The organism is Microbacterium sp. NPDC076768 (assembly GCF_040687205.1).
Lineage (GTDB): Bacteria > Actinomycetota > Actinomycetes > Actinomycetales > Microbacteriaceae > Microbacterium.
Map to the genome: position 1 here is coordinate 1 of NZ_JBFBMU010000010.1, position 1,517 is coordinate 1,517.

1 protein-coding gene is annotated in these 1,517 nt (G+C 63.5%); it reads right to left on the reverse strand.

Going from position 1 to position 1,517, the window contains the following annotated elements; translation table 11 throughout:
- Positions 1-19: 19 nt before the first annotated feature.
- A complete protein-coding gene (locus AB0O87_RS15560) occupies positions 20-1,291 on the reverse strand; it encodes an IS110 family transposase (protein WP_363517944.1) in 1,272 nt (423 codons plus the stop codon).
- Positions 1,292-1,517: the final 226 nt, after the last annotated feature.

A 1,517-nucleotide genomic window follows, 5' to 3' on the forward strand; every position in this document is an offset into this window, starting at 1 on the left:
GTGGATGCTCCTATTGTTGTCAAGCGGCTCGGGGTGGGCTGAGTTGAGCGAGGGCGAGGGTTGCGCGTTGTTCGAGTTCGGGGTCGGCGCGGGTGCCAATTTCGAGTCGCCTGAGCCGCTGGTAGGGGACGCTGAGCGTGCTGGCGAGCACGCTGATCGGAATGCCAGCTTGTTGCCGCTGTGCGCGTAGTTCGCGTCCGGCAGGGTTGTCAGTGGCCGGGTTCAGTAGAGCAGTGTGGATCTCGTTCGCGATGTGGCGTTTGAGGCAGCGCATGATGTCGCGGTTGGTGAGCCCCTCGGCGCGGCGCCGTTCGAAGTAGGCCATGGTGCGTGGTTCCCGGTGTCGCATGCGTAGGAGCACGATCCTGTGCAGGGCTGCGTTTGCGTGTCGGTTTCCGCCGCGGGAGAGCCGGTGTCGGGTGCGTTGACCGGAGGAGGCAGGAATCGGTGCAACACCAGTCAGTGCGGCGAAACGTGCCCGTGTCGTGAGCCGTTCGGGGTTGTCGCCTGCCGCGACCAGCAGCGTCGCGGCAGTGACCGGGCCGACCCCGCTGAGCGACAGCAGGGTCGGGTTTACTTGTCGGACCAGCGTGTCCAGCTGCCGCTCGATGATGTTGATCTCTGCCTGCATCGTGAGGTGACGAACTGCGAGCCGCTTCAGCGTTTGTCGTGAGATCACCTCTGGATCGGAGGATCCGTTTGGCCCGGGGCGAGTCTTCGCGAGGGTGTTCACCAGCCGTTGCCCGCTGAGCGCTCGGAATGCGTGTCGAACCAGTTCCGGTGCGGTGATCAGTAACGCATGGATCTGGTTCATCACTTGAGCCCTGGCCTTCGCAGCCGAGCGACGCTCACCGATGAGAATGCGAAGCGATTCGACAGCTCCGTCACCAGTTTTTGGGATCGCGGTATCAGTGCCGGCCAGGACCGAGACCGCGGCCTGATGCGCGTCCAACGGGTCAGATTTACCCCGCTTCCTCCGTGCTTGCCGGTCCTGCCGTGCAACCTCGATGACACTCACCCCCGCGACGCTCAGCGCGCGTGAGAGGCCAGCCCCGTATGAGCCAGTTCCCTCGACACCGACCCGAGCAACGTCGCCGTGTTCACGGAGGAACGCGATGATCTGCGCGTAGCCGCGGCCATCGGCGCGGAACTCACGATCCGCGACTGGCCTGCCGACCTGATCGAGGATCGCGACATGGTGCGTGTCCTTGTGCGTATCGACTCCCGCAACAAGCTCGCCCGCCAGTAACGGCGGGTTGGCGAGAGACGGTGCGAATGTCATGCTTGTCATAGACGGGATTCCCTTCCAACGGTGAATGAACGTCACCGCGGGTCGGGTAGGTGCAGACAGCACAAAGGTGAGACGACTTCCCGGTCAGGCTCCTATCAAGTCATGTTCCTGCCCGGCCCGCAGCGACTCCGGCGTCGACGGACAGATCCACAAAAAGACAACCGCAAACGGCGTCCGTGTAATTTCGAGTCACGCCGGCACCAGAGCCGAATCCATCATCTCTGTG